At 31.6% G+C, this 12,694-nt stretch carries 10 protein-coding genes; 3 read left to right on the top strand and 7 right to left on the bottom strand.

The features are described from left to right. Nucleotides 1-82 precede the first annotated feature (82 nt). Both IEW41_RS10640 and IEW41_RS10635 read left to right on the top strand, forming a co-directional pair. A complete protein-coding gene (locus IEW41_RS10640) occupies nt 83-988 on the top strand; it encodes a PorP/SprF family type IX secretion system membrane protein (RefSeq protein ID WP_188606346.1) in 906 nt (301 codons plus the stop codon). An 18-nt stretch (nt 989-1,006) separates the two neighbouring features. Then, nucleotides 1,007-2,920: an OmpA family protein gene (locus IEW41_RS10635; protein ID WP_188606345.1), complete on the top strand. Its 1,914-nt coding sequence runs from the start codon at nt 1,007-1,009 to the stop codon at nt 2,918-2,920. A gap of 77 nt (nt 2,921-2,997) precedes the next feature. Here IEW41_RS10635 and IEW41_RS10630 read toward each other — a convergent pair whose 3' ends face one another. The 3 genes from IEW41_RS10630 to IEW41_RS10620 form a co-directional block, all read right to left on the bottom strand. Beyond that, complete coding sequence (locus IEW41_RS10630) at nt 2,998-3,372, bottom strand: hypothetical protein (protein ID WP_188606344.1); 375 nt, start codon at nt 3,370-3,372, stop codon at nt 2,998-3,000. 71 nt (nt 3,373-3,443) lie between these two features. After that, nucleotides 3,444-4,775 carry a DUF5689 domain-containing protein gene (locus tag IEW41_RS10625; RefSeq protein WP_188606343.1) on the bottom strand — a complete coding sequence of 444 codons (1,332 nt, stop codon included), beginning with the start codon at nt 4,773-4,775 and terminating at the stop codon, nt 3,444-3,446. Between the two features lie 12 nt (nt 4,776-4,787). Next, the gene (locus tag IEW41_RS10620) at nt 4,788-7,556 is read right to left on the bottom strand and encodes a TonB-dependent receptor (RefSeq protein ID WP_188606342.1); all 2,769 of its coding nucleotides are present in this window, start codon (nt 7,554-7,556) and stop codon (nt 4,788-4,790) included. Nucleotides 7,557-7,691: 135 nt separating this feature from the next. Between IEW41_RS10620 and IEW41_RS10615 the strand changes: the two genes are divergently transcribed. Further along, nucleotides 7,692-8,747 (top strand): endonuclease/exonuclease/phosphatase family protein, encoded by a 1,056-nt coding sequence (locus IEW41_RS10615; protein WP_188606341.1) that lies wholly within the window; start codon nt 7,692-7,694, stop codon nt 8,745-8,747. Between the two features lie 54 nt (nt 8,748-8,801). Here the strand turns inward: IEW41_RS10615 and IEW41_RS10610 are convergent, their stop codons facing one another. The 4 genes from IEW41_RS10610 to IEW41_RS10595 are packed head-to-tail and all read right to left on the bottom strand — an operon-like array spanning nt 8,802 to nt 12,675. Further along, on the bottom strand, nt 8,802-9,236 hold the full coding sequence (locus tag IEW41_RS10610; protein WP_188606340.1) for a hypothetical protein: 435 nt from the start codon (nt 9,234-9,236) through the stop codon (nt 8,802-8,804). A 60-nt stretch (nt 9,237-9,296) separates the two neighbouring features. Beyond that, nucleotides 9,297-11,648 carry a penicillin-binding protein 1C gene (pbpC, locus tag IEW41_RS10605; protein ID WP_188606339.1) on the bottom strand — a complete coding sequence of 784 codons (2,352 nt, stop codon included), beginning with the start codon at nt 11,646-11,648 and terminating at the stop codon, nt 9,297-9,299. Next, a complete protein-coding gene (locus IEW41_RS10600) occupies nt 11,645-11,956 on the bottom strand; it encodes an antibiotic biosynthesis monooxygenase family protein (protein WP_188606338.1) in 312 nt (103 codons plus the stop codon). The genes pbpC and IEW41_RS10600 overlap by 4 nt, the downstream gene beginning before the upstream one ends. After that, nucleotides 11,953-12,675, bottom strand: coding sequence for a YqjF family protein (locus IEW41_RS10595; RefSeq protein WP_188606337.1), 723 nt, complete (start codon nt 12,673-12,675; stop codon nt 11,953-11,955). The genes IEW41_RS10600 and IEW41_RS10595 overlap by 4 nt, the downstream gene beginning before the upstream one ends. Nucleotides 12,676-12,694 lie beyond the last annotated feature (19 nt).

Here is a 12,694-nt window from a genome sequence, read left to right as displayed (position 1 = left end):
ATGAAATGAGCACAATAATCATTTCAAACAGTAAATGATTATTGTGCGAATTCCATCTGACAACTAAAAAACAAAATAACAGATGAAAAAACTATATATTATAATTGTATTGCTCATCGCTACACAAATGCATGGACAGCAAGACCCTCAGTATACACAGTACATGTATAATATGAATGTCATCAATCCTGCTTATGCTGGATCAAAAGAAAATCTTTCGTTCGGGTTATTGTATCGTACCCAATGGTCAGGTATTGATGGTGCACCAAAAACAGGAACATTTTTTGGACATTTACCTGTAGGTGAAAAAGTTGGTCTGGGTCTTTCAATCATATCAGACGAACATGGCCCAGTTAAAGAGACCAATGCTTATGCTGATTTTTCTTATACATTAAGATTAGGAGGAGAGCATCGTTTAGCTTTTGGATTAAAGGCAGGAGCAACGTTTCACGATATTGGGTTAGCAGGAATAGATGTTGTTGATCCTAATGATCCATTCTTTTCTCAAAATATAAATAGTACAACGCCTAATATTGGAGCAGGTTTCTTTTATTATACAGACAACTATTATTTAGCAGGATCTGTTCCAAATATTTTAAATTCAGTTCATTTAGATGCTAATGGCAATCAACTAGGTTCTGAAGCAACTCATTACTTTTTAACTGGAGGATATGTGTTTGAATTATCACCAAATGCAAAACTTAAGCCTTCTTTTTTAGTGAAGTCTTCATTTGATGCACCAACATCATTTGATATTAATGCAAATATGTTGTTCTATGAGAAGTTTGAAATTGGAGCTTCATACAGATTAGACGATTCATTTTCAGGGTTGATTAACTTTGCTATTACACCATCATTACGTATTGGTTATGCTTACGATAGCGTTACATCTGATATAAAAAGATATGCACCAGCATCACATGAGTTTATGCTGCTATTTGATTTAAATTTCCCTAAAAATGTTTCACGTTCACCAAGATATTTCTAACCAGTTAAGCTAAACATTATGAAAAAAATTAATATACTTATTACAATTATTATATTGAGTAGTTTCAGCTTAACTGCTCAAAATAAAGACACTAAAAAAGCAGACAAACACTTTGCAAGATTTGAGTTTATTGAAGCAGCCGAAGACTATAAAAAATTAGTTGAAGATGGTAAAGCTGATACATATGTATACAAGCGATTAGCAGATTCGTATTATAATATATTTAATACAGTTGAAGCTGAACGTTGGTACGCTAAAGCTCTTGAAAGTTCTCAAGACCCTGAAACTATTTACAAGTATTCTCAAATGCTAAAAGCTAACGGTAAATATGAAGAGTCTAATCAACAAATGGCAAAATTTGCATCAATGCGTCCAGGAGATGATAGAGCTGTCGCTTTTAAACAAAATCCAGATTACTTACCAAAAATTTTAGAAAAAGGTAAAAAGTTTAACGTTCAAAATATGGGCTTTAACTCACAAGTTTCTGATTTTGGAGGAACTTTTAAAGATGGTAAACTTTATATTACATCTGCTAGAAATAGTAATAGAAGAACTTATGGATGGAACGAACAACCTTTCTTGGATATATATACACTAACTAAAAATTCTGATGGAACTTATCAACCAGCAGTTTTATTAGATGATAAAATAAACACTAAATATCATGAAGGTATTGTATCATTTAGCCCAGACGGGAATACAATGTATTTTTCTAGAGAAAGTTTCTTCGAAAAAATTTACGAGAAAGATTCAATTACTAAAAACAGATATAGTGTTTTACATTTATTCAGAGCAAAAAAATCAGGAGCTAATTGGGATAATGTAGAAGGTTTTGCAATGAATAGTAAAAACTACTCTATTAAAAACCCATCAGTTAGTAGTGATGGAAAAACAATTTACTTTGCATCTGACATGCCAAATGGATATGGAGGATTTGATATTTACAAAGCAAATATTAATGATGATGGTTCATTAGGTGAACCAGTTAATCTTGGGCAAAAAGTAAATACTGAAGGACAAGAAATGTTCCCATATATTAGTGATAATGGAACACTATACTTCTCTTCTAATGGACATTTAGGGCTTGGAGGTCTAGATGTGTTCCATACTAAAGAAATAGACGGTAAAATAGCTCCTATTCGTAATATAGGAATTCCAGTAAATAGTAATGCAGACGATTTTGCATTTCATTTAGATGAAGAAACAGGAGAAGGTTTTGTGTCTTCAAACAGAGAAGGCGGTGTTGGTAGTGATGATATTTATGCAATTAAAAAATTACAACCACTTTGCGATGTTTTAATTACCGCTACAGTAACTGACATAAAAACAGGAAAACCATTAAATGCTGCTACTGTGACTTTAAATGATGAACAAGGAAACAAAGTTGTTTCTAAAGTGACAAATACAGATGGTACTGCTGAATTTATTGTAGAATGCAGTAAAAATTCTGTTTTAGAAGTATCAGTAGATGGTTATGAAAGTAGACAAGTTGCTGTTAAAGGAACTGAAGAAGAGGAAGTAAATGTGCCGATTGCTTTAGACCCAATAGAAAAATTAATTGCAGCTGATAGAATTGAATTAGCTCCTATTTATTTTGATTTTGATAAGTCTAATATCACATCGCAAGCTGCTTTTGAATTAGATAAGCTTGTACAAATTATGAATAAATATCCAGAACTAGTTATCAACGCTACATCACATACAGATAGTAGAGGTTCTGCGTCATACAATGAGCGCTTATCTGATAGAAGAGCAAAAACTACTGTTCAATATGTAATATCTAAAGGTATTGATAAAAGTAGAATTACAGGAATGGGTAAAGGAGAAAGCGAGCCTAAAGTAGACTGCGGAACTAACTGTACAGAAGATGAACACCAACTTAATAGACGTTCTGAGTTTATTATTGTTAGTGGAAGTCCTCAAGCACAATAAACATTTATTACAACTATAATTACTAACTAACTAACCTTAATTTGAAAAAGCTCTATCACTTTGATAGGGCTTTTTTGTTAAAATACTTTTAGCATCAGTATAGAAAGGAAAACACATATAATTGGTATTAACCACAATGTCCAAATACTATAGCCAGATTTTCTTTTTTGTTTTGCATTAAGTATGTTTCTTCTCTTACCACTATACTGAATCCAGTTCTTAAAAAGTAAAATAACAACAGTAATTACGTATAATATCCACGCTTTAATGGAAGACATGGTAATAACATTCATTTGGTTGAAAAATTCTGAAAAGAACACACCTAAAAGAAGTAATAAAGAGCCTTGTACAATAGTTATATAGTATAAAGCAATATTAATTGCCGATTTTTTAAATCGACTATTTTTATAGTAATTAAAAACATTAAAAAACAAGGTATCAAAAAATGACATATATATACTGTTTAAAAAAATAGAGCCTGCATTTGCAGGCTCTAAATATAAATTTATTATTAGAATAATTTTTAATTACTTATTACTTCTACATTGTCTACTTCCCAAGTTGATGAAGCAGAAGTTGTTGATGTATATTTAAAAGCTATAAATAAAGTTCCTCCAGCAGCAGCAGATACATCGACATCTCCAGAGTTTGTCCAAGATGACCAACTGTTAATGTTAGTATCTAAAGCAGCAGTTAATTGTGTCCAAGTACCATTAGTATTAGGGTTTCCTCCTGTATAGTTTGTTGACATAAACACTTGAATATCATTACCTGCATAACGCTTTACAGTTTGAAAGGTTAGTGTTGCCGAAGTAACTCCTGTCATATCAATTGGTTTTGATATTAACCAGTCTTCATTTGTTTGATTTCCACTACTAAATCCAGACATTGTAGCACTATCTGCAGGGTTACCAAAAGTATTATAATACCATACTTGAGCACCTGTTACACTGTAAGGATCCCATTTATTTAATGTGCCATCAGAGAAAGAATCTTCAAATAATGGATCACAACGATTCCCCTCAAAGTCTACATCTTCAGTATCTCTAATAAATAACTGATAGTCTGAATTGTATTTGCTAAAAATAGCTACGATAGATCCTTTTCCTGTAGGAAATAATTCATTTTTAAAACTAGCAAAACCACTATTTCTTAAAATGGTTTCAGAATTATCGTCGCAATTTTTCAACTTTCTGTTTACTGTAAATGTATCATCTGCATTTGCATAAGGCTGACCTACTTCACTACCACTCAATTGCATATTATCTAATTGAACTAACATGTTAATCATGTTGTCATTATATTGTGAAGGAGTTATTAATTTAGGAACTAATGTTGTAATTTCAGATGAACGAATAATATAATCTTCATAATTTGTTGCAGAAATTCTTCCAACTGAATTACCTTCAATACTACCAATATGTAAAACACCATTTAGGTTAGTCATTCCTAATCCGTTTAATTTTACATATACTTTTCTTCCTGGTTTGTATTTTGAATACAATGCAGTTACGTCTATATCTAATTGTATTGCAGCAGTTGGGTTTTCAGGAGCATCTTGTAATACTAATACTTTATAGAAATTACCAGCTTCATCATTAGAAACTACATACCCTTCAATAATTAATTCTCCACCATTACTTGCTTCAGTGAAATCTACTAAAGTTCCAGCGTACATACTTTTTACAATACTAATTGTAGTGTTAGCAGTAATGTTAGGTTCTACAATTTCTAAAGTTGGAATGTTATAGTCGTCATCTTGTACACATGATACAACTATTAATCCCAAAAATAGAATTGACATAAGGCTTAAAATTCTATTCGTTTTCATAATTTTTAATATTATATTTTTCATAATTAATTTTTTTTAAAATCTAAAATAAACATTTACAAAGTAAGACGTTCCTCTACCATACCAATATTTTGAACCAAATACAGGAGTATCATTACTTGTGTCATCTCGTAATTGTCTGTAATTTGCGTTTCTTCCTTGTTCAAATCCACCAGTTTTATGAACAACATCTAATAGATTGTTTACACTCGCAAAAAAGCCAACAAAGTAGTCATCAATTTTCCATGATTTTCCACCAACAAGGTTTACAATCATATAATTATCAAATTTTTCTTGTTTTAATAACTGTCTTGCTAAATCTTCATCATAGTCATTAAATGGTAACCCATCAGAATCTTGATAAAAATTACTAGTTCTTGTTAAAGGGCTCACATCTATATAAGTATTGTCGAAAAAGTTTGCCGTTGCTCCAAACCACCAATAATCTGGATCACGATATTCAAAACCAACAGAGTAAGCCGTTTGAGGACCACCTGCCAATTTATAATCTTTCAAGCTTGCTTCACCAACATCTCTTCTTCCTCCATCAAAATCAGAAGACGTTAAGTAAAGATTAGGGTTATTATCGTAAGTAAATTGACCAACAGCAGCAACACCTTTCAATTTAATTGTTGGTGTTACTTGAGCTTCAATACCAAACTCACCACCAAAATGTTTTTTGTCAATACCTTGTAAAATCTCTTGAACAAAAGCAGTATTGTCTCCGCCAATACCATCAGCATAGAAAAATGAAATTTCATTAGCATCTTCAATTTTAGTGAAGTAACCTGTTAATTTAGCTTTTACAATTGAAGAGCGAAAAATATAGCTTGCATCTACAGAGCTAACTTTTTCTTCTGTAATATCACTTACTATATTATGATTTTCTCTAGAATTTGAATAGGTATTTCTTAATGAAGGAGCTCTAGTTATGTAAGCTGCATTTATATCAAACAAGTGTTTTCCTGTTAGCTTATAAGTTAAACCTGCTTTTGTAGCAATACCAGTAAATGATAGTTTTTCACCTTTACCTAAAGAGTTGTCTTCGTAAGCACCATTTTGATATAATCCCTCTCTTTGGTATTGAGTATTAGTTACACTTGCTGAAGCATAAAAATCTACTTTATTGTATTTAAATTGTCCTTGAGCAAAACCAGAAAGCACATCTGCATAGAGATTAAAATTATATCTAAATCTATCGCCTTCTAATGCAATTCTATTTGGGTTTTGCAAATCAAATTGAAAACCATCAAAAGAGTCTACATTTAAAAACCCATTACCACCTAAAAGGTCGATAATTTCTGCAAAATTTTCAGATTTTAAACGGCTGTAATTTAATGAACCATTTAAAGTAATGTTGTCGTTTAAATAGGTTGTTAAGATAGAATTTGCAGTAAACTGTTTGTCATCATTTCTATCTTCATAAAGTATATAAGTTGAATAATTACCTGTATTTTCAAGGTTTGTTTGATATAAACTATTCCAATCTATTTGTCCATCATTTAAAAACTCTTGCTCACTTAAATAGGCTTGTTCATAGTTTGGTCCAGCAGCAGGTGTTAGCCAGTAACTTGGTAGTTTTTGATAGTAAGCTGGACTTGGATTTGCACCACCACCAACAGGGATACCATCTTCATTTAAGCGCTGACCATTATTGTCTAAACGGCTATTACCAATTTTTCCGAATTGATAAGCAACATTTGTATTTAAAGTAGTATTTGAACTGATGTCCCAAAAATGATTTAACATTAATATTGGTTCTTCAACTTCCTTTATACGTGAGTTTCTTTTTTCACCATCATACCATCCCCAATATTCATTATATTTTATACCTTTTAAATCATAAACCTCTTGTGTATTAGGCGAAGATTTACCTCTCCTGTTAGGAGCATAAATAGATGTGAAATTTATACTGTGACTTTCTCCTATTTTTTTCTCGATAGAAGCAAAAAATGAATTTGAATCATATAAAGTTGCGTCTTGAAAACCTTCTTCTCCCCAGCGTCTTCCTATAGCAGCAACAAATGACCAGCCACCTTCCATCATTCCAGTAGCATAGCTTGCAAGTAGACGGTTTGTGTAACTTCTGTTTGTTGAAGAATAAGTTAGGCGTCCTCCTTTTCTGTATTGAGAAGCTCTAACATTAATATTGGTTGTTCCTAAAATACCTCCAAAAGTATAATTTGAAGGCGACATACCAACTGATAATTCTTGGTTTCTAACAACATCGTTTAACCCTCCCCAATCACTCCATTGTGGGCGACCATTGTAAAGCTTGTTCATGTCAATACCATTAATTAAAACAGCACCATTTTCAGAGTCTAGTCCTCTTACATTAAAAAATGAAGAACTAAATTCAAACGCAGCTGTGTTCTGAAACACATCTTGAGATGACTGTAGTAATCCAGAAATATTATCTGCGCCACCAGTATCGTCATTTAATTCATCATCACTTAAACTGATGGTAAATTGATCTGCAGTATCAGAAATATCTATATCTAATACCATACCACTAATGTCAACAGTTTTTCCTTCGTTTACAACTATAGGATATCGTTTAGTGACAAAGCCTACTTTTTCTACCAATAAAACCTGTTCTCCTAAAGGTACATTTGTTGTAAAGCTAAATTCACCTAAAGCATCTGTTTGAGTTGATTGAAAAGTTTCTTCTATAGTAATTGTAACGCCAGGAATTGGATTATTGGTAACAGCGTCTAAAACACTTCCCTTTACAACAGTTTCTTGAGCTAATGATGTAAAGGCTGAAAAAATTACAAATAAGTAAATTAAAATACTTTTTTTCATATTTAATTTTAAAGTTAATAGTCTTAACCGTTAAATAATAATTATTTAAGGCTTGCAAATTTACATTATTTATAATAAATATCTACTTTTGGCGTAACATTTGTATTAACATAACATAAAAATAATATACAAAAAATGAAATCGCTTAAACAATTACAATTAGTACTTTTTTTACTCCTTGTTTTTAACATGTGGTCACAAGAAGCAAAAAAATTTAAAATACATACTGTTGCATTTTACAATTTAGAAAACCTATTTGATACCATTAATGATGTTACTAAGTTTGATGAAGCAAGTCCGATTATGGAAATGAATACTAACAGACAGGACGCTTATAATAAAAAGGTGAAGAATATGGCTAGAGTTATAGCTGATGTTGGTGCTGATTTTGCTAAAAATGCACCTGCAATAATTGGTGTTTCTGAAGTTGAAAATAGAGAAGTGTTAGTAGATTTGGCTAATGACCCACAATTACTGGATAAAGACTATGGTATAATACACTATAATTCGCCTGACGCTAGAGGTATTGATGTTGCTCTCTTATATCAAAAAGCATTATTTACTCCAATTAGCACAAGTTCTCATGAATTAAAAATTTACGATGATTATACTCGAGACAGAGTTTATACTCGAGATCAATTGTTAGTCACTGGAAAATTAGATGGAGAAATAATACATGTTATAGTTAGCCACTGGCCATCACGAAGTGGAGGTGAAGCAAGAAGTAGATCTAAACGAGTTGCTGCGGCAAAACTCAATAAGCATATCATAGATTCTTTACAAGTAATTGATCCTTATGCTAAGATAATTACAATGGGAGATTTAAATGACGACCCAACTAATGAAAGTGTTAAGGAGGTATTAAAAGCAAAAGCAGAAAAAGAAGAAGTAGATATTAAAGGAATTTATAATCCTTACGAAAATTTTTATAAAGATGGTTTAGGTACTACTGCTTATAGAGATGCATGGAGTTTATTTGATCAAATTTTAGTAACAAAACCATTTTTAGAAAAAGATTTTAGTTCTTTCAGATTGTATAAAGCAGCTATTTATAACAAATACTACTTAACAACCAAAAGAGGTAGATGGAAAGGCTACCCATTTAGAAGCTGGTCTGATGGTGGATTTACTGATGGGTTTAGTGATCACTTTCCAGTGTATATTTATCTACTAAGAGAGGTTAAAGAATAAAATATTCAATTAAATAAAAAAGGCGCAAATAAACATTTGCGCCTTTTTTATTCTCTAAAACCAATTACTCCATGGAATTCTTGATAAAACCAAAATTAAACCAAGCGTATAAAAAATGGATAAGACTTTAAATTTAGGTCTTGAAGTTAGTTTCTTTTTGTGTTTAGAATAACCAATAGTGATAAGTACAACTGCTAATATTCCAACAAAAGGATGTTCTACGGCCAATAACCTTGAAAAAGAATCCAATCCTCCCATTCCGTTTGCCGTTATATTTTTCAATCCAAAAGGAGAGACAAAATAAAGAATCAATCCTAAAAGCAATTGAATATGAGTTACAATTAATGCAAACAATGAAATTCTAAAATCATTAGCCTGAAATTCTTTATTGCCAAAAAACTTAATAAGCGCATTAAAGGTTGCTAATACTAAAATGGTTAGGACAAGATAAGCCCAATAAGAATGTAGAAATTGTATTGTACTATACATAAATGTGTGTTTGAAAGGTTAGAAAACAAAAATACTAATTTTAAAGGTTCAACTTTATAATTATTGAGAAATCTCAATTTGTCGCTTCGCTTCATTACCAAACTCATCAACTACAGTAATCCAATGTTTGCCTTGTTTTGGAATGATTGCCATATCATGAATATCTTTTGTGGTTCCAACAAAGGTTTCATTTATATACCAAAATACAATAGTTTCTGGTTTAGAATGTGCTATTTTTAAGATCAATTCGTTTCGCTTTCCATCAAAATCTTTAGGTAAAAAAATAGAGTTATTTTCCTTCGGATATATAAACTGCATGCTAATAGCATTGTCACCTAAACAATCACTTCTAAATTGAGGTAATGACTTATAAAATGGATTTTTAGACTTGTAATAATATTCCATTAATGGTGGTAATACAAACCAAGTTTTATGAGTAATATTCCCTAAATCTTCACAAGAAGAATTCACTTGATATTGTTCATTTCTATCCAAATGAACTAATACATGATAAGGACAAGGCTGAGTTTTCAATCCGCTTAACTGAATAAATTTTTGCTCTTTTTCTTCACAGTTTACCGAGGCTCTATAGCCACTTTTGGTACAAATATCTACTTCCTGCATTTCATCAAACGGTTTAGAAAACCAATTACTATTTGGCAACACATCAAAAACATCAAATAAAATTGGAGCTGCTGTTTGCACTCCAACTAAACCTGGTCTGCCTTCGCCATCTGCATTACCAACCCATACTCCAATTACATAATCTTTTGTTGTACCTATTGCCCAAGCATCTCTAAAGCCAAAGCTAGTACCTGTTTTCCAGGCAATTTGTTTAGAACTATCAAAAAACTCCCAATTTTCATCACCTTCAGGTCTGTTAACATTTTTTAAACTTTCATAAGTTAGATAAATTGATGCAGCATCAAAAAGTGTTTTTTCAGAGGTTTTTTTACCAAAATCGATATCATTATCAGCTAAAAAAGTGGGCTCACAAAATTCGTTTGTAAAATATTCACTTGATGTATCATTAAAATGATTTAAAGTAGAAGACAAAGCAGCGTAGCTTTTACATAAATCCCAAAGGTTACTTTCTGCACCTCCAAGAATAAGTGATAAACCATAATGATTAGCATTGTATTTTAAATCTTTGAGTTTTAAAGCCTCTAAATAATGATGAAAACGATCTAATCCGAACTCCTGCAATAGTCTCACAGCAGGAACATTTAACGAACGTGATAACGCTCTACTTGCAGGAACAGCGCCATCATACTCTTTATCAAAATTTTCTGGGTTATAACTTCCAAATTGTGAAGGCACATCTGCGACTAATGTGTTTGGCAGAATATCGCCAGCATCTAACATAGCAGCATATAAAAAAGGTTTTAAAATACTGCCTGTGCTTCTGGGCTTATCAATCACATCGACATCTTTTTGATGTTCATTATCTGTTGGTGAATTACCTACATAAGCTAAGACTTTTCGGGTTTTTACATCTAATACTAAAACAGCAATATTGTAAATTTCATTCTGACTTAATTGATTGTAATGATTGCTCACAATCCTGTTGGTTTGCTCTTGGAGTGATTTTTTAAGTGTTGTTTTTATTCGTTTTCCATAGTATGATTGTGTTACTTTTTGCAGTAAATGAGGCGCAATTTGTGGCAATGCATATGGCTTTTGAGGTAGCTCTTCAGCAATAGACAAATCATAAGTTAACGAGTCAATGATTTTATTTTGAAGCAGTTTTTTTAGTAATGTGTTTCGTTTAGTTAATAGTCGTTCTTGATTTTTACCTGGATAAATAAGACTTGGAGCATTTGGTAATACAGCAAGTGTTGCGCTTTCTGCCCAAGACAACTCGTTGGCTTCTCTATTAAAATAACGCCACGAAGCGGCATCTAAACCAACAACATTACCTCCAAAAGGTGCATTACTACTGTAATAAGACAAGATTTTTTCTTTTGAGGCTCTAAATTCTAATCGAGTTGCCAAAATGAGTTCTTTAAATTTTTCAAAATAGGTTCGTGATTGACCTTTTCTTGATAACCTAACAACTTGCTGTGTTAATGTACTACCACCACGTTTTACATCTCCAGAACTTATATTATCTCGAAGCGCTTTAAATATTGAAACAGGATTAAAACCAGGATGCTTATAAAAATATTCATCTTCAAATTGAATAATGCATGTTTTAAACTTGTCAGGAATACTATCATTATGAGGAAATCGCCATTGACCATCTTTAGCAATCATAGCACCAAGCAATTCATTATTAGAACTTGTAATAACAGTTGCTGTTGGGTCTTTAAAAAGTTGCCTTGGCAATGAGAAATAGTAAATTACCAGAAGTATAAATACAATGGTAGATTTGATTTTGTGACGTTTAATGTAATTAATAATTCGTTTCAATGTCCAAACTCATATTCGCGTTCAACCTTACAAATCTTCACATTATACCAACTGTACCAATCTGTCCTTCCTTTTTTTTGAGCCATTAAATGGTCTGTTTGTTGTTTCCAATTTTTTATGGCTTCTAAATTTTTCCAATAACTAACAGTAATTCCTATATTGTTTCGAGCACTATCAACACCTATAAATCCTTTTTGCTTTTTGGCTAAACTATTCATAAGCTGTGACATTTCAGCATAGCCATTATCACCTTCAGTTCGTTTTGAAGTAAAAATAACAGCGTAATAAGGCTCAAAATTAGAAGTCATAATTTGTGTTTTCTTTTGTCCCACGTTAGCACTTTTACACCTTCAGAATAGTGTACTCTATTGGGTTGGTTGTTAATAAGGTGATTAAATTTTGGATAATTTAACTCTAGGTTTTTTATTAAAATGGGTTGAATTGGCCATTCTATATGATGCACATCATATTCAATAAGTTTGTTTTTATAATCTTGAAAAACAGCATAACGTTCAGTCAACCAGATATCTGTAGCGTCTTTTTTTGTGGCTTCAATTTGTAATCTGTAAATAAGTTCTAAACTATTATTTGAGATTGAATTATGAGATTCATAACTAAAATCTGTTCGCTTCATTTTAGAATGTTCGTAAGGAAACTTTGATATTGCTTTTAAAACTTTACATGATGATCGTTTGCTACCTTCCATACTTAAAAAATAAACACTAGACTTTCCATTACACTTAATGTAGGTTCTGATATTTATTTCATGAAAATCTGAAATATGAGGTATTTTAGGCATGTTTCTAATGCCAATATGATTCATGTCAAAAGCAACTAAACTAACCCATGCTTTGTTATTAATGGTATCTAATTCAACAGATTTTGGCAGCAAAGGTTTTATTAACTCTGGTTCAATTTCCCAATGTAAAAAAATAGCTTTATTCCATTCCTGATAAAACTTCCAAGGCCGTTTAGGATATTCAAAATCGCGATGATTTGCTTTATTTAATATTTCTGAAGCCCTCATTTTTTATTATTAAGTGTAA

The sequence above is a fragment of the Aquaticitalea lipolytica genome, assembly GCF_014641635.1.
In the GTDB taxonomy this organism is placed as follows: Bacteria; Bacteroidota; Bacteroidia; order Flavobacteriales; family Flavobacteriaceae; genus Aquaticitalea; species Aquaticitalea lipolytica.
This window is presented reverse-complemented; position numbering and strand designations above follow the sequence as displayed.